This window comes from Evansella cellulosilytica DSM 2522 (assembly GCF_000177235.2).
Classification (GTDB): Bacteria; Bacillota; Bacilli; order Bacillales; family Salisediminibacteriaceae; genus Evansella; species Evansella cellulosilytica.
Genome location: NC_014829.1, coordinates 2,113,123 through 2,132,902 on the forward strand (window position 1 = coordinate 2,113,123; position 19,780 = coordinate 2,132,902).

At 34.5% G+C, this 19,780-nt stretch carries 20 protein-coding genes; 14 read left to right on the forward strand and 6 right to left on the reverse strand.

Features of this window, described 5'->3' with window-relative positions; genetic code table 11:
• The first annotated feature begins 44 nt into the window (after positions 1-44).
• The gene (tatC, locus tag BCELL_RS09705) at positions 45-767 is read left to right on the forward strand and encodes a twin-arginine translocase subunit TatC (RefSeq protein WP_013488535.1); all 723 of its coding nucleotides are present in this window, start codon (positions 45-47) and stop codon (positions 765-767) included.
• Between the two features lie 52 nt (positions 768-819).
• Here the strand turns inward: tatC and BCELL_RS09710 are convergent, their stop codons facing one another.
• A complete protein-coding gene (locus BCELL_RS09710) occupies positions 820-1,488 on the reverse strand; it encodes a deoxynucleoside kinase (protein ID WP_013488536.1) in 669 nt (222 codons plus the stop codon).
• Positions 1,489-1,531: 43 nt separating this feature from the next.
• On the reverse strand, positions 1,532-2,182 hold the full coding sequence (locus BCELL_RS09715) for a deoxynucleoside kinase (protein ID WP_013488537.1): 651 nt from the start codon (positions 2,180-2,182) through the stop codon (positions 1,532-1,534).
• 253 nt (positions 2,183-2,435) lie between these two features.
• On the opposite strand from BCELL_RS09715, the gene BCELL_RS09720 reads away from it, so the two are divergent.
• The 6 genes from BCELL_RS09720 (at position 2,436) to BCELL_RS09740 (ending at position 8,493) form a co-directional block, all read left to right on the forward strand.
• On the forward strand, positions 2,436-3,293 hold the full coding sequence (locus tag BCELL_RS09720; RefSeq protein ID WP_013488538.1) for a DegV family protein: 858 nt from the start codon (positions 2,436-2,438) through the stop codon (positions 3,291-3,293).
• A 43-nt stretch (positions 3,294-3,336) separates the two neighbouring features.
• Positions 3,337-4,191, forward strand: a complete 855-nt coding sequence (locus BCELL_RS09725; protein ID WP_013488539.1) for a patatin-like phospholipase family protein — start codon at positions 3,337-3,339, stop codon at positions 4,189-4,191.
• Between the two features lie 113 nt (positions 4,192-4,304).
• On the forward strand, positions 4,305-5,516 hold the full coding sequence (locus tag BCELL_RS09730; protein ID WP_041808811.1) for an MFS transporter: 1,212 nt from the start codon (positions 4,305-4,307) through the stop codon (positions 5,514-5,516).
• Positions 5,517-5,603: 87 nt separating this feature from the next.
• Positions 5,604-5,774, forward strand: a complete 171-nt coding sequence (locus BCELL_RS22905; protein WP_013488541.1) for a hypothetical protein — start codon at positions 5,604-5,606, stop codon at positions 5,772-5,774.
• Between the two features lie 116 nt (positions 5,775-5,890).
• Entirely contained in the window at positions 5,891-6,430 is a 540-nt protein-coding gene (locus tag BCELL_RS09735; protein ID WP_013488542.1) for a DUF420 domain-containing protein, read from the forward strand.
• Positions 6,431-6,690: 260 nt separating this feature from the next.
• Positions 6,691-8,493, forward strand: coding sequence for a S8 family peptidase (locus BCELL_RS09740; protein ID WP_013488543.1), 1,803 nt, complete (start codon positions 6,691-6,693; stop codon positions 8,491-8,493).
• Positions 8,494-8,632: 139 nt separating this feature from the next.
• Here the strand turns inward: BCELL_RS09740 and BCELL_RS09745 are convergent, their stop codons facing one another.
• From BCELL_RS09745 to acsA, 4 genes are all read right to left on the reverse strand, one after another.
• On the reverse strand, positions 8,633-8,794 hold the full coding sequence (locus BCELL_RS09745; RefSeq protein ID WP_013488544.1) for an aspartyl-phosphate phosphatase Spo0E family protein: 162 nt from the start codon (positions 8,792-8,794) through the stop codon (positions 8,633-8,635).
• Between the two features lie 116 nt (positions 8,795-8,910).
• The gene (locus tag BCELL_RS22520) at positions 8,911-9,048 is read right to left on the reverse strand and encodes a hypothetical protein (RefSeq protein WP_013488545.1); all 138 of its coding nucleotides are present in this window, start codon (positions 9,046-9,048) and stop codon (positions 8,911-8,913) included.
• Positions 9,049-9,340: 292 nt separating this feature from the next.
• Positions 9,341-9,607, reverse strand: coding sequence for a YokU family protein (locus BCELL_RS09750; protein WP_013488546.1), 267 nt, complete (start codon positions 9,605-9,607; stop codon positions 9,341-9,343).
• Positions 9,608-9,755: 148 nt separating this feature from the next.
• Complete coding sequence (gene acsA / locus BCELL_RS09755) at positions 9,756-11,480, reverse strand: acetate--CoA ligase (RefSeq protein ID WP_013488547.1); 1,725 nt, start codon at positions 11,478-11,480, stop codon at positions 9,756-9,758.
• Positions 11,481-12,021: 541 nt separating this feature from the next.
• Here acsA and BCELL_RS22525 point away from each other — a divergent pair.
• The 7 genes from BCELL_RS22525 (at position 12,022) to BCELL_RS09785 (ending at position 19,772) form a co-directional block, all read left to right on the forward strand.
• Complete coding sequence (locus BCELL_RS22525) at positions 12,022-12,192, forward strand: hypothetical protein (protein ID WP_013488548.1); 171 nt, start codon at positions 12,022-12,024, stop codon at positions 12,190-12,192.
• 52 nt (positions 12,193-12,244) lie between these two features.
• Positions 12,245-13,636: a class II fumarate hydratase gene (gene fumC, locus BCELL_RS09760; protein WP_013488549.1), complete on the forward strand. Its 1,392-nt coding sequence runs from the start codon at positions 12,245-12,247 to the stop codon at positions 13,634-13,636.
• A 128-nt stretch (positions 13,637-13,764) separates the two neighbouring features.
• Positions 13,765-14,697, forward strand: coding sequence for a dipeptidase (locus BCELL_RS09765; RefSeq protein ID WP_013488550.1), 933 nt, complete (start codon positions 13,765-13,767; stop codon positions 14,695-14,697).
• A gap of 241 nt (positions 14,698-14,938) precedes the next feature.
• Complete coding sequence (locus BCELL_RS09770; protein WP_013488551.1) at positions 14,939-15,616, forward strand: DUF4397 domain-containing protein; 678 nt, start codon at positions 14,939-14,941, stop codon at positions 15,614-15,616.
• A gap of 431 nt (positions 15,617-16,047) precedes the next feature.
• Positions 16,048-17,220 carry a D-alanyl-D-alanine carboxypeptidase family protein gene (locus BCELL_RS09775; RefSeq protein WP_013488552.1) on the forward strand — a complete coding sequence of 391 codons (1,173 nt, stop codon included), beginning with the start codon at positions 16,048-16,050 and terminating at the stop codon, positions 17,218-17,220.
• 66 nt (positions 17,221-17,286) lie between these two features.
• Positions 17,287-18,498: an alpha/beta hydrolase gene (locus BCELL_RS09780; protein ID WP_013488553.1), complete on the forward strand. Its 1,212-nt coding sequence runs from the start codon at positions 17,287-17,289 to the stop codon at positions 18,496-18,498.
• Between the two features lie 113 nt (positions 18,499-18,611).
• Positions 18,612-19,772 (forward strand): aminotransferase A, encoded by a 1,161-nt coding sequence (locus BCELL_RS09785; protein WP_013488554.1) that lies wholly within the window; start codon positions 18,612-18,614, stop codon positions 19,770-19,772.
• Positions 19,773-19,780: the final 8 nt, after the last annotated feature.

The following is a 19,780-nucleotide window of genomic DNA, read 5'->3' on the forward strand; positions in this document are numbered from 1 at the left end:
GTCTTCCATCTTACATCTTTTTCATGTTTAAGGAGTGTATAGTCATGTCAAACGAAAACATGAATATACTCGATCACTTAGAGGAATTACGAAAAAGGATTATTATCACATTAAGTGCCTTTCTTGTCTTTTTTGTGGTAGCCTTTATATTCGTGCGCGACATATATTCTTGGTTTGTTAAAGACTTGGATGGCAATTTAACAGTGTTAGGTCCGTTAGATATTATTTGGGTATTTTTTGCGATAGCAGGGGTCATTGCACTTACGTTAACAGTTCCATTATTAATATTTCAAATATGGTTATTTGTAAAGCCAGCATTAACGCCAAAAGAAAGAAAAACAACGTTATTATATATTCCAGGCTCATTCTTCCTATTCATCGCTGGATTGTGTTTTGGATATTTTATCGTCCTCCCTTTAGTAATGAACTTTTTACTTGGATTAGGAGAAGGTCTTTTTCAAACAATGTTTACACCAGATCGTTATTTTCAATTTGTAATTAGAATGACATTACCTTTCAGTATATTGTTTGAATTGCCGCTAGTCGTTATGTTTTTAACTTCTTTAGGACTGATTTCTCCAGTTGGAATGAGGAAAAACAGGAAGTATGCTTATTTCGTTATTGTAGTGATTAGTGTATTGATTTCACCCCCAGACTTCTTATCTGATGTTTTAATGATCATTCCGTTAGTGTTCTTGTATGAAATCAGTATAAGCCTATGTAGTGTCGTTTATAAAAGGAAACAAAAAAGAGAAGAAAAAGGGTGACTCAATAGGTATTTTTTAACCTTTGAGTCACCCTTTTGTTTTATTTATACAATTAAAGCTTCACGTATTTTAATTCAGGATTTTTTTGTAGCTTTTCAATTTGCGTAATGATTTCCTTTACTGAATCAGAATCACGACAATCATACGAATTAATATCTAAATGAAGGATAGGGCAAATATTAAAGGAAGCTATCCAGTTTTTATAACGAGAGTATAGATTCTCCCAAAAGGAATGTGGCGTGTTTATTTCCATTTGTCTGCCGCGTTCATGTATTCTATTTATTATATCTTCCAAGCTACCATCAATATAGATAAGAACATCAGGTTTAGGGAAATAAGGAGAGAGTACCATCGCTTCAAATAACGAGCGATATGTTTCGTAATCACGATCAGTCATGTTTCCATTATCATATTGCAGCTTTGCGAAAATACCTACGTCCTCATATATACTCCTGTCTTGAACATATCCAAGCTCTGTTTCATGCATGCCTTTCTGTTGCTTAAATCGCTCAGCCAAAAAATATATTTGCAAATGGAACGACCAAGTTTTAAAGTTAGAATAATAATCTTCAAGATACGGATTCCCATCTACTTTTTCAAAGGCAGCTTTGTACCCAAGAGCATCTGCTAATGTGTTTGTTAATGTTGATTTTCCGACGCCTACTGTTCCAGCTAACGTAATTAATGATTTATCATTTAATTGGTGCTCCACTTTATTCATTGAAATTCCACTCCAATAATTGAAAAGTTTATCTATTTTTTCATTAAAATAGTAGTTCTTGCTTTTTTACAAGTTCAACCACTTGATCAACTATTCTATTAAAATCGTCTTTGTTATTTACAAAATCTAATTTATCTCCATTAAAAGATAAAATTGGGATATCTGGGTACACTCTTTGATGATCTTTTATAAATTGATGATAATCATCAGAAAGCTGTTGTAAATATTTTGGATCAATTGCTTGCTCCATTAAACGTCCTCTTTGCTCGATTCTATTAAGAAGTGTTGGTAAACTAGCATGTAAATGAATAATAATATTAGGACGGGGTAAATCATTTGTTAAAATACGATATATGCGATCATATTTATCAAAATGATCTTGCTTTAAAGTTTGTTTAGCAAATAGTAAGTTTTTAAATATATGATAGTCACTAACAACAGCTTTACCTCTAGATAAATTGTTGTCATATGTATCTTCAAGCTGTTTATATCTGTTACACAGAAAGAACATTTCTGTTTGAAAGCTCCATTCAGCGATATTTTCATAAAATTTACTTAGGAATGGATTTTCATCAACAATTTCTTTTAACAGCTTATAATTAAAATAGTGTGCTAGCATTGTCGCTAACGAAGTTTTTCCTACTCCGATAGGACCTTCAACTGCTATAAAAGGTGCATCGTATTGTTGACTCATGAGATGTATTGCCTCCCCTCTAAAAAACAAAATTAAGCAAGTTTCATTCTATCATAAAACGACAAAAATAGGGGAGAGTATTTCAGAATTCGACATACTTGTGGCGGGAATTGTATAAATTATTACTAAAAAGAGTGTACTTCATTGAAATACGATAGAAAAGATGATAATTTTTATTAGTAAAGACTCGTAAAATGAAAGATAAGCTGATAATTATGCATAAATACAGAAATAAAATAAGAGGGGTGTCATAGTGAATAAAAAAGTTAAAATTGTTACTGATTCTACTGTAGATTTACCAAAAGAGGAATTAGAAAAATTAAATGCAACGATTGTTCCTTTATCTGTTACGATTAATGGAAAATCCTACGTTGATGGAGTGGATATTTCATCAAAAGAATTTGTCCAGTTATTAGTTAAATCTGAAGAAATACCACAAAGCTCACAACCTTCTGTCGGTTCTTTCCTAGAAGTATATGACGAGCTAGGTTCAGATGGTAGTCAAATTATTTCGATTCATATGACAAGTGGAATGAGTGGAACGTATACTTCAGCTAAAACAGCTGCAGATATGTCTTCAAGTGACGTTACAGTTGTTGATTCAAAATATATTTCTTCCGCTCTCAGCTTTCAAGTAAAGGAAGCTTGTGCATTAGCTGAATCAGGAGCAACTGCTACAGAGATTCTGGAACGAATAGAAAAAGTAAAAAACAATACATCACTTTATATTATGGTTGACACATTAGAATATTTAGTGAAGGGTGGACGAATTGGAAGAGGAAAAGCTCTAGTAGGCTCTTTACTAAAAATCAAGCCTGTAGCTTCATTACAAGATGGTGTTTATACGCCAATATCGAAGGTTCGAACATATGTACAGTTAATTAAATTTTTGAAAAATAAATTTGAAGAAGAGACGGCTGGTAAAATTGTAAAAGGGATAGGCATTGCACAAGTGGAAGCAAAGGAGCTTGCCCAACAATTGAAGGCTGCTCTAAAGGAAAAAACGGATTTTAATGATATTACAATTGTAGATACAACTCCAATTATTAGTACTCATACAGGTCCGGGTGCTGTTGCACTAATGTATTATACCGATGACAAGTTGACTTAATGTGTAGAATGACTTTTACTAATGCTGAAGAGAGGGGCGGAATGTGAAAGAAGTAGGACTAGTGTTAGAAGGCGGAGGGATGAGAGGTGTTTTTACAGGTGGGATCCTTGAATATTGCCTTGAACAAAATCTGCATTTTTCATATGTAGTTGCGGTTTCGGCAGGAGCATGCAATGCGGCTTCATACGTTTCTAAACAGAAAGGAAGAAACAAGCATGTAACTGTCGATTATGCAGGGCATCCGGAATATATTTCATTTAAAAGGTTATTCACAAACGGAGAACTGTTTAATATGGATCTTATCTTTGATACTATTCCAAACATCGAAAGTCCATTTGACTACAAATCATTTTTTCAATCTGATCAATTGTTTTATACAGGTGTTACGGATTGTTATACAGGAGAAACAATATATTATGAGAAAAATGAATTAAATGATGATTTCAATAAAATATTACGTGCTTCTTGTTCACTTCCTATGCTAGCACCAATAGTAAAGCATGAAAACAGGCCGTTTTTAGATGGAGGCATTAGTGATCCTATTCCTGTTAATAAATCTTTAAAAGATGGTAATAAAAAGCATGTCGTCATTTTAACTCAATGTGACGGTTATATAAAGAAGCCATTGAATAGAGGTAAATGGTGGTTAAAGAGAAAGTACAAAAATTATCCCGGATTAGTGGACATCATATTAACAAGAGCACGTATTTATAATGACTCAATGAAATTAGTAAAAGAGTTGGAAAGAGAAGGTAAGGCTTTCGTTTTTCGTCCTACCGACTTACGAGGAGTTGGCCGTACAGAAAGACGAAAAGAAAGATTGCAAGCCCTGTACGATCATGGCTACGAACTTGCGAGTAAAAGAAAAAAAGAACTTGAGCAATTTTTACTTCGTTAATGATAAAAGAGTTAGGTTGCGGTGATAAGCCGATCCTAACTCTTTTCAGTTACAAAATATTTCGTTATAATAAATATTTAGATAAACGAAATAATTTTGAGAAGGTGTTTATTATAGCAATCGAAAAACGTAACCTAGTGATAATGTGCATCGTAAATTTCTTTGTTGCTGCAAGTGCAACGATGATACTACCATTTTTATCAATATATATAGATACTTTCGGTGAATTTACAGATGCTTATGTACAAAGGTGGGCAGGCTTTGTTTTTGGAATTACTTTTCTAATAGCATTTTTCGTTTCACCATTTTGGGGAAGGTTTGGTGATAAATTTGGGAGAAAAAGAATCCTCCTCATTACAGGATATGGAATTGCTATATCGATTTTTTTAATGGGATATATACAATCTGTTTTAGGATTGTTTATATTAAGACTTATTATGGGAATAGTAACTGGTTTTATTCCAACTTCCATTGCGCTTATAGCGGCACAAACAAAAAAAGAAGAGGCTGGTAAGGTGCTTGGTACACTCCAAATGGGGACCGTTTCTGGTGGTTTATTTGGTCCTATGATAGGTGGTGTGTTGGCGGATAGTTTCGGATTTGCTTATACTTTTATTATTACAGCAATTATCATTGCTGCGGCAACAACAATTGTACATTTTGGTATTAAGGAAAACAGAAATATAGCGGATGATAAGGATAGAAATAAGAGGCATAGCATGCGTGAAGTATTAAAAATGATCTTCACTAATAAGGTTCTATTAATTGTTATGTTTGTTTCTTTTATTATACAAACTGCTAATTTTAGTATTCAACCACAACTCGCTTTATATGTTGATCAATTAATTCAAGCTGAGAACATTGCTTTTCTCGCAGGAATGGCGTTTTCTGTAACTGGACTTGGCAATCTTATGGCAACGAGGTTTTGGGGGATTTTAGGTGATCGTATTGGCCATGAGAAAGTGCTACTTACTTGCTTAATACTTGCAGGATTGTTTTTCTTACCACAAGCTTTTGTTACAAACATTTGGCAGCTAGTATTTTTGAGGTTCTTATTTGGTATTCAAATTGGAGGGGTGATACCTGTTGTTACAGCATATATTAGGAAATCAGTGCCACTTTCTATACAAGGAGAAGTATTAGGATATAATCAAAGCTTTCGATTTTTAGGAAATGTAGCTGGTCCAGTTGTTGGCGGATTAATTTCTGGGTATTGGACGATTGCTTCTGTATTTTATTTCTCAACTAGTTTGTTTCTTATTGCAGCTATTTGCTTATTTATCTGTTTAAGAGTGGATAATACAGGTCAAACGAATAATAGATGATCATTTTTCTATATGTGTTTTTTCTTTATTAGACAACATTTCACATGCTAGAATAGTAGATATGCTGATAATAAGGGAGTGACAGTGATGATTTTAACTCTAAAGGAGAAAAAGCTGTTAATTCGCGTCTTAAAAAAAGAAAGGAAACGTGTTTTTGGATTAAAAGAAGATAAAAAGAAAATCAATGAGTTAATCAATAAATTAGAACAAAATACTCGAAATGAAAAGGTTAACAAAGTAGAACCTTCTAAATTATAATTCCTATGCATTACAAGCATAGGATGAATGGGCTTTTTGGTAGTATAGGATGAGAACGACCTACAGACATTATATGAAAAGGAAGTCTGTGATCGACGAAACGGAGTGTACGAAAAATGAAAAATATGTGGAATATTCTAGTGGAAAATGACCGGAAGACGATTATTGCATTGACTATTGTTATAGTATCTCTCGTTGTATTATTATCATATATACCCGGTTATGATGGAGAATTACCGATATGGATTAAAACGTTACCATTACTAAATGCAATACTGAATAGCTTTACTTTTCTTTTTTTATTATTTGCTTTATTTGCTATATTAAAGAAAAACGTCCTTCTTCATCAACGGTTTATTTATGCAGCATTTACAACGACAGCACTTTTTTTAATATCATATGTTACGTATCATTTTTTAGCTGAGTCAACAACCTTCGGTGGAACTGGAATAATAGCTAATATATATTACTTTATTTTAATTACACATATCATTTTAGCAGCCTTAATTGTTCCATTAGCATTATCTAGCTTTTTTTCCGGATATAAAAGAGAAACGGAGAGGCATCGGAAATGGGTTCGATGGACAATGCCATTGTGGCTATACGTTAGCTTAACCGGTGTACTCGTATATATATTTATTTCTCCTTATTATTAAAAAAGAATGGTATTCAATATGCAAATAAAAGTCGCAGCAATGGGCTATAGGGACCATGGGGTCTAGTATAAGAAAATCTCAAAATGATCCTTCGTTACTTTACAAGTAATATAGCTGAATACGACTTCTAACGTAAGTGGTGTGACTTATTTAATACTAAAAAAGACTAATAAGTAGCTGATTGAAGCTACGTATTAGTCTTTTCTTATAGGGTAATCTAATTGGAGGATGTGAAAAACAGAAAAAAAGGGGGAGCTTTAGTGAAAACAATAAGACGATTAACGATTATTTTTAGTATTGTTTTGTTTTCCGTTTTAGCTTTATGGTTTGTTTCAGATCATAAAGGAGACTATTCACTAGATAATGAGGAAATGGAACAAACAACAGTAACAGCCATGGATGAAATATTGGCAGAAGATTTGTCATTAACCATTCAAATGTTCCTCCATCAGATAGAAGATGAATTACTTAGATGGAGTGAAAAAGACTTATCAGAGTCTGAAATAGAAGAGGAGATGTCTCAACAATTAGACGAACATACTCATATTAACGGGTTTGCTCTTATCAACAGCACGGGTGAATATAGTACGATAGGGGAAATGATTGATAATCCATCAGAAAAATTGCTTTATCCTTATAAGCGTAAATTATCACTTTCAGATCCATTCATTAATAAAGGACAAAAGAGAATGTTGCTTGCGATTAATGGTGATGAAGAAACCTTTGTGGCAGAAGTAGATTTATCCTTTATCGAAGGTTTTATTAAAGAAATAGCTTCTGTTTCAGATAATAGTGGCCATTTTTTTATTGGTGAAAATATCGATGTGACGTTTAGTGAAGAGGAGGTTGAGTTACCATACGTAAGCAAAGAAGTTCCTGAGCTAGGATGGCATCTTTACGTTCATAGTGAAGAGGGTGAAGAAGAGGAACTGCACTATAAGCAAGGGGAGGTCATAGTTGAACTATTTGAAACGGTGGATAAATCTACATTGGTAGAGCAGCACAGGCTAAAAATTGTAGGGGAATTTAATAATAAGATTATTATGCGTGCAAATGATAGAACGACAGAAGAGTTGATCAGTGATTTAGAGTCTGATCCACATGTAGCAATGGTTGAACCAAATTATATGTTCTCAAAGCAGTTACAATACCGTAATCGTGTGAGACCTCACATGCAGAGAATGGAACATAATGAGACAATCGATAAACCAAATGATGAATTTTACGAGCCGTATCAGTGGAACCTAACTCAAATTTTTGCTGAAGATGCTTGGAATGTCTCTGTTGGCAGAACAGCGGTTCCGATAGCTATTGTGGATAGTGGGATAGATCCAGAACATTTTGATTTAGCAGAAAAAATAATGGACGGCTATAACGCATTCGAAAATAATAGTGCTTTTGAAGATGAACATGGTCATGGAACACATGTTGCTGGGATTGCAAGTGCTATTACTAATAACCATGATGGTGTAGCTGGTGTTTCATGGCATAATCCTATTTTAGCTGTTAAAGCTTTAGATCATAATGCAGAAGGAAGCTCTCTGTCTATAGCAAAAGGGATAGTATGGGCTGTTGATCAGGGGGCGAAGGTAATAAACCTGAGCTTAGGTGATAGCCATGATTCCAACATCATGTATGAGGCGATCAAGTATGCATATGATCAAGATGTTGTTCTGATTGCTGCATCAGGAAACGATAATGTTGATACACCCATGTACCCTGCTGCTTATGATGAAGTACTAACAGTAGCAGCTGTTGATGCATTTCGTGAACGTGCGGTTTTCTCTAACTTCGGTAATCATATTGATGTTAGTGCACCTGGAGAACATATTCCGAGTACGTACTTAGGGAATCAGTATGTGATGATGAGTGGTACATCAATGGCAGCACCTCATGTTGCAGGAATGGCTGGTCTTATAAGAAGTGTAAATCCTTCTTTAACAAATGAAGAAGTATATGACATTATAAAAAAAAGTTGCGATGATCTAGGAGAAAGCGGCTACGATCCTTATTTTGGTCATGGTGAAATTAATTTAAGAAAAGCATTAGAGGAACTTTTATAAGTCTATCTTATATTCATGAGAAAGTTTCCAGCACACTATAAGGAATTCACTTATAGTAGTGAATCCGATGCTTTCAAACAATGCATAAGGGAGACTCAAAAGTTAATTACCTTTTGAGTCTCCCACTCTCATGAATGATTTAATTACGAAATTTCCCGTTTAAAAGAGATTGTTGATAAATGATGATTAATTCGTCCAATTCTTTAGAACACCTCAAAGTATCGGTAGAAGATAGTCCTGTTCTTTTAGCTATATATAATAACTCTTTTCTTTTTTCCTCAATTTCGCTTTGAGTTGGCATAGGAACACTCCGTCTTTGTTGTAGTGTATACCTATTATCGTACAAGCAATAAAAAAGTGAAATAGTTTCTCAAAAACTTGTCATGAAATTAGGAATTACTACATTATTCGACAAGTTTAATACTCAATTTCGTCTTCTTCTTTTGGCTGGTTTGGACGATCTTCTTGTAAATACACTTGATAATGCAATTTTTGTTTATTAGTTTCGGAATCATCTTTGCCTTTAATGTGTCGTTTATTTCGTTTGTTTTTCATGATAATTCCTCCCTTAAAAGTAGACTACATAAAAGATGAAAAACGAATAAAAATTCATCTTACCTATATTATTTACGTTTTAATCATTTTCATGTGTTAAGCGATAGTATTTTCCATCTACTAGATGAAGAATTTGCATCTCCTCTCTGTAGTGGCGAGGGATTAACGGTTGATATGAGCAGAAGTAAAAAGTGTTGATGATCTGAGGGTTGAAGATTGGTACTTTTAATCATTGGTGATGGCCTCTTTTTCGCATATTCATACTTATTGCATTTGTTATGAAGTCTTAAAATTAAAATAGATTATTTTTTAATAAGCTATCTTGATTCATTAATTGATTATAAGTAATTGAATTGGGAACTTTTGAGGAATCTACGAGCATAAATCGATCTTCAATTTCATTTTTTACTGAATGATTGATATGAACAAACTGACAATTATTACATGTTAAAGAGGGGACACTGTCTATTTTTATTGTCGTTTGTATTTCATACACATCCCAACAAATGGAGCTTAATGAAGCAACTGTTTCATGAGAGTGACACTTTATGCATCCCATTTCGCACCTCCATTATTATTAAATTTTAGTTTTATTTATCAATTATATTCATGTTTAATAAAATTATTAAAATAACTGCCATAATTAGAGGGGTGACTCAAAGGTAGAATTTTTACCTTTTTGAGTCACCCCTCTACATAAAATATCTTTAATCTTCCATCGTTGATAGATCACCTGCAGGTTCGTTTAACTCCCAAGCTTTTAATACTCTTCGCATAATTTTTCCACTTCTAGTTTTAGGGAGCTTATCTTTAAACTCTATTTCTCGAGGTACGGCATGCGCAGACAGCTCTTTTTTAATAAATGCCTGAATCTCTTGTTTTAGCTCATCTGAATATTCGTACCCTTCACGTAAAGAAACAAACGCCTTAATAATATGACCTCGTATTTCATCAGGTTTTCCAATGACTCCAGCTTCTGCAACGGCAGGGTGTTCGACAAGTTTACTCTCTATTTCAAACGGGCCGACTCTCTCCCCAGACGTCATAATAACATCATCATTTCGTCCTTGAAACCAAAAGTAGCCATCTTCGTCTTGGTAGGCAGTATCCCCCGAAACATACCAACCTGGAATAGAGTAGTATTCATTATATTTTAATTCATTTTTCCAAATTTTTCTCATCATCGAAGGCCATCCTGCCTTAATTGCTAAATGTCCCATTTCATATGGAGGTAACTTTTCACCCTTATCATTTATAATAGCGGCTTCAACACCAGGAACAGGTTTTCCCATTGAACCTGGTTTAATTGGTTCACTTAAATAGTTACATATAAGCATGGCACCTGTTTCTGTCATCCACCACGTATCATGTATTCTGTGATGTAACGTTTCAAAGCCCCAACGAACTACCTCAGGATTTAATGGTTCACCAACGCTTAGGACATGTCGTATAGAGGATAAATCATATTTCTTCATTATTTCTGGGGCGGCTGCCATTAACATTCGAAATGCAGTAGGTGCACTATACCATACTGAGACTTGATACTTTTCAATTGTTTTATACCAGTCATCTGGTGAAAACCTACCGCCTCTAACAACATTTGTTACTCCATTAAGCCATGGGCCGAATATACCATATGATGTACCAGTTACCCAACCGGGATCGGCTGTACACCAGTATATATCATCTTCTTTTAGATCTAGCACCCATTTTGCAGTTTGATAATGCTGGAGCATTGCATTGTGTACGTGGTAAACACCTTTTGGTTTTCCTGTAGAGCCTGAAGTATAGTGGAGGATTAATCCATCCTCTAGATCAACCCATTCTATTGTATTATCGTCGGAAACTGTTGATTCCATTTCTGAATAATAGGAAACAAATTTTTTCCCACTACCTGTACTTAACTTTTCTTCTTCACCTACTAAAATAATTGTTTGTAAATGCGGTAGCTCTGCTATGGGGATTCTTGGGAGTAATTCTGGTGTAGTAACGATTATAGTTGCTTCGCTGTCTTCAAGCCGACTTCTTACTGCTTCCTTCATAAATGCTTCAAAAAGAGGGCCAACAACTGCGCCAACCTTAATAGCACCTAACAAGCATATATATAGCTCTGGAGTTCTAGGCATGAAAATAAACACTCTATCCCCTTTTGCTACATTATATTTTTTAAACATTGCAGCTGCTTTATTTGTTTCATGCTTCATTTCTGAAAACGTATACATTTCTTCCCGTAAAGAATCTGAATAAATGAGTGCAACTTTTTCCCCTTTTCCATTAGCGACATGCCGATCAATAGCCTCATAGGCTAAGTTTACTTTTCCAGTTTTTGACCAAGAAAATTGAGATTTTACATCATCCCAGTGAAAACGCTCTTTCATAACATCATAGTTTTCTAGGTTGTAATTTCCTAATTTAGGTTGAAGTATACTCATATTCACACCTCCAAAAATAACTGCCAATGATTGGCTATTGACTTTAATCATATACTCATTATTTTTAAAGTTCAATGTATATTAACTGAAAATTTAATTTTTTTATGTATGAATGAACTTCACAATTCACCTCCCTTACAGGCCAAGGCTATCAAACCATGAAAATAGGAGTACCTCCCAAAATATCGAATTAAGTATACAGTAGTTTATAATAACGCCGTTTTGTACGAAGCCTTTACGAGCATATGCTTTGAATCGTATCTGTCGAGACAGACCGAAGCTTGGTATCCATAATAATAGCTCTTATAAAATCCATATATTTCAGGAATGAGTGTTAACTTCGGAAATAGTGTGTGAATGCATGATTAATTTAACTTAAGCATAATGTGAGGTGAGACTAAATGCTAGAATAATTGTTGTGTGGGTTGGAATAGACATATAAGAATTATTATATATTCTTCTCATATTGCTTGATTTTTGCTTTACGGCCAAGTACGTTAAATGAAGAGGTCTTATTATATTATTATGGAATGGAGGGAGAATGTTGGAATATTTACCACTTATCATTTTGGTTATCATTGGTTTAATTGTTATAAGAATTGTTGGTAAAATTTTGAAGATTATCATTGGAGTGGGACTAGTATTAGTCATTGCGTATGTGTTGTATACAAATTATGAAGCAGCACTCCAACATTTAAATGTACTTTTTTAACAATGGGTTCAAGTTTATCCTTTTATGAATTGTATGTTTAAAGGGGGCTTCTATGAAAACTCGAATTGAAAAAGACACAATTGGAGAAATAAGTGTACCTGCAAATAAATGGTGGGGGGCGCAAACACAACGAAGCTTAGAAAATTTTAAAATTGGGATCGAAAAGATGCCTTACGAAGTAATTGAAGCATTTACTATTCTTAAAGAAGCTGCTGCAAAAGCGAATATGAAACTCGGAAACCTTGATAAAGAGAAAGGGAATATGATAGTAAACGTTTGTTGTGAAATAAGAGCTAATGGTAGCTATGAGCACTTTCCATTAGTAGTATGGCAAACTGGAAGTGGGACACAAACGAACATGAATATGAATGAGGTAATAGCCTTTCGAGCGAATGAAAAATTTAAGCTGTTAGGTGAACTGATACGTATCCATCCTAATGATGATGTTAATCGCTCACAAAGTTCGAATGATACTTTCCCAACAGCTATGCATATAGCTAGCCAAAAGGCAATTGTAGAGCATTTAATCCCAGCTTTGAGTAGCCTTAAGCAAACAATAGCAAATAAAAAACTGGAGTTTAATGATATTATTAAAATTGGTAGAACACATTTACAGGATGCAACTCCGTTAACATTAGGACAACAATTGAGTGGATGGGAGCATATGCTCGTCAAATGTGAACAAATGATTGTTGAGTCTTCCAGGCATTTTCAAAACTTAGCAATCGGAGGGACGGCAGTTGGAACTGGGATAAATGCTCATCCGAAGTTTGGGGAACTAGCAGCTGAAGAAATAAGTAAACTTGTTAATGGTACATTTTACTCCTCTGAAAATAAGTTTCATGCGCTAACAAGTCATGCCGAAATAACACATGTGCACGGTGCATTAAAAGGATTAGCGGCTGACCTGACGAAAATAGCCAATGATGTTCGTTGGTTAGCTAGTGGGCCTAGATCAGGAATTGGGGAAATAACTATACCAGCAAACGAGCCTGGTAGTTCCATTATGCCTGGAAAGGTAAATCCAACGCAGAGCGAAGCATTAACAATGGTGGCAGCTCAAGTGTTTGGAAACGATGCTACAATCGGTTTTGCAGCAAGTCAAGGTCATTTTGAATTAAATGTATATAAACCAGTGATAATATATAATTTTTTACAATCTGTTAGGTTATTAAGTGATGGCATGCATTCTTTCAATGAGAAATGCATGACAGGTATCAGACCAAATAAAGAAGTTATTCATAAACATCTCAACGATTCTCTGATGCTAGTAACAGCATTAAATCCGTATATTGGTTACGAAAAGGCGGCAGAGATTGCAAAGAAAGCTTATTCAGAAAATAAAACGTTAAAGGAAGCCACTTTAGACTTGGGATATTTAGATGAAAAGCAATTTGATGAATATGTAAACCCAGCTAAGATGATCAATAATACGAATAAATAACTAAATAAGAGCTATCTTACATGTTAAATTTTTGTTTGTAAGATGGCTTTTTTATCATTTCATAGACTTTTTCATTTGTAATATGCAATCATGTATGTATAAAAGTAAAGTGCTAAGGAGGATTTTTCATGCAGATTATTGATTTACATTGCGATGCTTTACTCAAGCTTTGGGAGGATAAAACGCGTTTATTTACTAAAGATTCAATGATTGAAGCAAGTTATAGTAATTTAAAGGTAGGGAAGGTTCGTCTTCAATTATTTGCGATTTTTATAGAACCTCATTTTTCACAAGAAATGAAATTTCAATATGCATTAGAGCAAATTGACCTATTTCATACCGAGGTAGTTGGGAAACATGAAAACATAAAGAAAATTGAACGGTGGGAGGATATAAACTATCTTCAAGAGGGAGAAATAGGTGCCATTCTTACATTAGAAGGCGCAGATGCTTTTAGTAATGATTTAGTGAAACTTCGTTTATTATATCAATTAGGCGTGAAGTCTTTAGGATTAACATGGAATAATGCCAACCTTTGCGCTGACGGAGTAGGAGAACAACGCGGTGGAGGTTTAACTGAGCTTGGATTTGAAGTAGTTAATATGAATAATGAACATCTTGTGTGGACAGATGTTTCACATTTATCTTACAATGGTTTTTGGGATGTAATGAATACTGCGAAATATCCAATTGCTTCCCACTCAAATTCTAAAACAGTTTGTGATCACCCGCGTAACTTAACTGATGAACAAGCAGAAGCACTCTTTAAAAGGAATGGGTTTATTGGCTTAGTATTTAATCCCCCTTTTATAACAGGTGGTGAACTTGCTACGATAGATGATCTTATGTTACACATCGACCATTTTTGTGCCTTAGGTGGTGTAGAACATATTGCTTTTGGATCAGATTTTGATGGCATATCTTATCATGTAAAGGGTTTAGAAGACGCAAGTAAATACCAATATTTCATTGAAGAACTTTTAAAAAAATACACAGAACAAGAAGTTAGAGGCTTTGCCTATGAAAATGTGATGAAACGATTACCGATTCACATGAAATAACATTATATGGCGTTAAACTTTTTTCATTGGAGGTTGTCCCAAAAGTAGTCATTATTACTTTTGCTGGGCAGCTTTTTTTATCTAATCTTTTGCCTGAATTGCTTTAATTTAAACCTCCTCTAGAGAATAAATTAATGATATAGGGAAATTATAACAAGGGAAAACATCGAGGACGAAAAAAAAGATTGATATTTACCCTTTTTAAACCCCTCAAAAACATCAAGGAGGAGACAGATTAATAATGAAAAAGTACATGATTAGTATCGTTGTAATGCTATTTTGTTTGTATATACCAAATATAGCGCATGCAAATCAACTAGAAGAAGCTGTATCTCTTCGAGTCATTCACAGTTCCGTAGATGCACCAAATATTGATGTTTATATTAATAAAGATAAAGCCTTTGGTGAAATAACCTTTCAGCAACTCACTGATTACGCAACACTGCAAAAAGGAACATATAAAGTTAAAATTTACACTAATGGGGCTGACCCTAAACGTGAAAAGCCTATAGTAAGCAAGAAAATAAAAGTTAAAAATGGTGAAGCATTTACACTAGCAATAATTGATGAGAAAGATAGTGTTGATATGATGGTTATTAATGACAATAATCATAGCAATAATGATAGCCCTCAACTAAGACTTGTTCATCTTTCACCAGATACGTATTCACTTGATGTGTATTGTAAAGAAAATATAATGATAGAAAACATTTCCTACTTAGAGGTGGCTAACTATAAGGAACTTGGAGGTAACCAGTTTGACGTTGAAATTAAACAGCATGGTAAAGATGAGGTTATTTATGAAATACCAAATCTGCAACTGGCAGATAAAAGTAGTTATTCCATTTATGCTGTCGGACTTCTAAAAGGCGAGCCTAATATCAACTTTATCATTGCTAAAGATCATTATGAGCAATAAATACAGAGGTTGACTCAAAAGGTAAAAAATCGACCTTTTGAATCAACCTCTTTTAAGTGACTGCGTTCAATTTGCACATTGTTTAAACGTTAACTATGAGGTTTAACCTTTTCAGTCATCACTTTGTTTGATTTTGTAATATAATTGTTAAGGAAATGGGCTTGTTTCGATACAAAAAAAATGATTTTATTATAATATAGGTCTTTAATGTAGAGCTATATTAAAAATTGTTGTTGGTTTTCTGTTCAGGACGTTTGCTTGTCTTTTTCCTCTTCCAGTTTCACTATGAGAGGCTGCATCATTCGAGACAACTCGGAGTGTATTCAAGAAGTATATGCTCGGGCCGCGGGCATTGCGCCTCGCACCTTTCGTGAAAACAACACTATCTGATAACAGAGCCTAAATAATTAATAATACTATGAAGGTGTCGATTGGGTGATACAATGTGTTTTAGTAAACATTCATTTTTAAAACTTTTTTTATTATTTGCCATTATATTTAGTTATATCGACAATACATCTGTTTTTGCAGAAAAAAAGATACCAGAGATAACGAGCGAGGCCGCAATATTAATTGATAGTCATACTGAAGAAATCCTTTTTGATAAAAATATGATGGAACCGATGTATCCGGCTAGTATCACAAAAATAGTAACAGCTATTATTGCGATAGAGACACAAGACTTAAATGATATTGTTACCGTTAGCAGTGACGCGGTTAGGGCAATAGGTACTAGGGTATATTTACTTGAAGATGAAGAAATAACATTAGAACAGCTATTACAAGGTCTCATGGTAAGCTCTGGAAATGATGCCGCGATAGCAATTGCGGAGCATATTGATGGTTCAGTTGAGGCATTTTCTGATAGGATGAATGATTTTGTCAGAACGGAAGTAGGGGTTAGTGACATTACTAATTTTACAAATCCACATGGTTTATTCGAGGAAGATCACGTAACGACAGCTTATGATATGGCTAAAATCAGTGCATATGCGATGAAAAATGAAACTTTTCGTGAACTAGTTGGTACTCATTCTGTAGAATGGGTTGGTGAAGGATGGGAAACGATAATATATAATCATCATCCACTGACTCGTTCTTATGACGAAGTAATCGGTATCAAAAATGGATTTGTAAGAATGTCCGGCTATACATTATCGACTGCTGCCATTGATGAACATATCGAGCTGATATCAGTTACATTAAATTCTCCTTCTCGAAACTTTGCACAGAAGGATACGCTAACCTTACTAGATTATGGTTTTTCTCATTATGAAACACAGGTATTAACTTTTGAGGATGAACCTTTATTGAAAGAGTACATTTATCCCGATTCTGTTGCTGTTACCTCCCTAAAAGGAGAGGAAATAGATTACTCAATTGAGAATGGACTTATTAATATAACTGGAAAAGAAAATCGGTTAATTACTACAGTAGAGTTAGATGAAAGAGAAAGGATTGAACTGCCAACATTTCTTCTAGATCCTAGAAAAGAAAAGACGGAAGAACTAATGGATCAAAGAGAAAGAGTTTGGTGGTTAGATTGGATAATTATTACCGGTTTTAATCCTATTTTAAGTAATTTTAACGTGAACAACTTTTAATAGCCTCTTGTACTTTTCAGGAGGTTATTTTTTCTTAGAGGTATTAGAGGGGGAACTTCAAAAATAATGGCACGAAGAAATTACAATTTGAAACAGAAGATGTTGAAAATAAGGAAAATTACAAAGCAATTATTTTTCTTTTCGTCTATATTTATTGCAACACTATTGATTCTTATAGCTACTTCTATTTATGTTTGGCAAACTACGGATGAAGGCTCACTTCCAGCAAAGACTGCAGTAGTATTACATGCAATTGATAATAACTTGGTCGATTTAGATATAAATGTGAGACTTCCTCAATTCATTACTGGAGGTAGAAGGGGAGAGCCTCTTCTTAGGGAGGACCTTCATATTACAACAACTCCCGACGTGGAAATACCTTTAAGAATATATAGGCCACAAGGAGATGGTCCCTTTCCAATTGTCATGTATTATCATGGAGGAGCATTTCTTGAAGGATTTGGCGACATAAACACACATGATAACATTGTTCGTTCACTTTCTCAAAGAACAAATAGTGTTGTTATTGCAGTGGGATATCGTCTTGCACCATCAGATGTATTCCCCGCAGCAATAGAAGATAGTTACGCTGCATTAAATTGGGCATATGAAAACGCAGATACATTTAACGGCGATTCTACAAAAATAAGTGTAGTAGGTGATAGTGCTGGAGGGAATATAGCTGCAGTAATGGCGCTTATGTCACGAGATTTAGGAGGCCCGCTAATAACTTCTCAAGTACTCATGTATCCATTAACGACATTTAAGGAAGCTGATCTTGAATCGCGTGAGATTTATGATAGTGGTTACTACTTATTGTCTCGACAAGTAATGTACCGTGCTAGAGATTTATATACTCCATATGAATACATGTGGAAAAGCCCATATGCATCACCACTGCATGCTGACGATTTAAGCGAACTTCCTCCAACCCTTATTATTACTGCAGAGTTTGATCCTTTACGAGATGAAGGTGAGTTATATGCAGAACGTTTAGCGCAATTTAATGTGCCGGTAACTGCAACGAGATACGAAGGAGTGATGCATGGCTTCATCTCACTATATGAAGTGATGCATAGTGGACAATATGGCTTACGAGAGGTTTCACAGTTTTTAAGGCATGCGAATCAAGACGCTCTTATTACTCCTGCTCCTTACAGTTTACAAATCAAAAATGTACCTCATGGAATTGATCGAGCACAAGATCAAGTAGAGGCTTTTGCAATAGGAGCTTATTTACTATATAAAACAGTATTAGGAGTTGTCACTGATGACTAAAATCATTCAAAACTTTATTTACTGCAGGAGGTTGTTATTGACATTTTAAATATACTATCATTTACTAGTGATTAGTTACGAACAAAATTATTCATGAAGTTAGGAATGGTTATATGGAAAATTTGATAAATCATCGTGTTAGAAGTATTGAAATATCTGGAATCAGACAATTTTTTAATAAAGTGGCTACAGTGCCAGATGCAGTACAGTTAACACTTGGTCAACCAGACTTTTATACACCTGATCATATTAAAAAAGCAGCAATTTCGGCTATAAATGATAATAAAACGACATATACAAAAAATGCTGGTGAAGATTCTCTAGTGGAAGCTGCGAGTCAATTCTTACATAAAAAGTATCAATTATATTACGATCCAAAAACAGAGGTGTTAACGACAATTGGTGCATCGCAAGCTTTAGATGTAGCCTTTAGAACGATACTAGAACCAAATACTGAAGTTATATTACCTGGACCCGTTTATCCAGCGTACGCCCCAATTATTACTTTATGTGGTGCAAAGCCCATATTTGTAGATACACGAGATTCGAATTTTATTCTCACACCAGAATTAATTGAAAAGCATAAAACGGATCGAACCCGTGCGGTGATATTACCGTATCCTTCTAATCCAACTGGAGTTGTCTTATCGAGAGAACAAGCAGAAGCACTCGCGAATTATTTGAAGGAACAACCTTTGTTTGTAGTTTCAGATGAGATTTATTCAGAGCTAAATTACGATCATGAGCATGTATCTATTGCCCAATTTCCGAGGATGAAAGAAAAGACTATCGTCATTAATGGTGTATCAAAATCACATTCTATGACAGGATGGAGGATTGGATTTGCATTTGCTCCTGCTTACTTAATAAAACATATGGTTAAGGTTCACCAATATAACGTCAGTTGTGCATCATCTATATCGCAACACGCTGCAATAGAAGCATTGACAAATGGAATTAATGACGCACTTCCGATGAAAGAGAAGTATAAAGAGCGCAGGGACTACGTACTTGCTCGTTTAAAAACAATTGGGATTCCTACAATAAAGCCGTCAGGAGCTTTTTACGTTTTTCCTGATATATCACAAATGAAATTGAGTTCTTATGAATTTGCAGTAAAACTTTTACAAGAGGAAAAATTAGCAGTAGTTCCAGGTGATGCTTTTTCTTCACTTGGAGAGGGATATATACGTATCTCATATGCTTATAGCCATGTGGAGCTCGAAGATGCATTAAACAGGTTAGAGAGATTTTGGACAAACCATGTAAAATAGGTGATTTC